This is a genomic window from Lactobacillus sp. C449L (genome assembly GCF_059900815.1).
This window is the reverse complement of sequence record NZ_JBWXGA010000189.1, coordinates 1-465: the sequence shown is the minus strand read 5'-3', so window position 1 is coordinate 465 and position 465 is coordinate 1. Positions and strand designations below refer to the sequence as shown.

Sequence of the window (465 nt, the reverse complement as noted above, 5' to 3'; positions counted from 1 at the left end):
CCGTGAACGACCAGCTGGGTGCGGCTTACCACGTCATAGGCGGCGCGGGCGCGCTTCACATATTGACGGGCCGTCTCGCGGCTTATGCCCAAGATTCTAGCGATCTCCCAGTCGCTCTTTCCGGCAGCGAGAAGGTGCAGGCATTGCAGCTCGCGCCGGCTGAGGCGGGGATGCGCACCGAGCGAGGGATAATCGTGCAGGCGCCGGGCGACGCGAAAGGCATGCGCTCCGATCAGCTCCGCGCAGAGGAGGTGCCGGGCAGGCAGCTCGCGGCCTTTCCTGACCGCAAAGGAACAGGAGCCGCTTGGCTCGCCCGGGACATTGGCCGGCACCGTAAAACCCGGGCCGATGCCGTAGCGGCCACTGCGATCGAGGATGTCGCGGTGGCGCTGCGTCAGCGGCACCAACGCGCCGAGCTGTTCCCACGGAAAGCCGATGTTCGTCCGGCCGCTGGCCAGATGGACA

Annotated in this window: 1 protein-coding gene; it reads right to left on the bottom strand. The window is 67.3% G+C overall.

Annotated elements, in window-relative coordinates; all coding sequences use genetic code 11:
• Window positions 1–465 (bottom strand): helix-turn-helix transcriptional regulator (locus AC2JF9_RS08960; protein ID WP_500727066.1); only part of this gene is annotated, 465 nt, incomplete at both ends.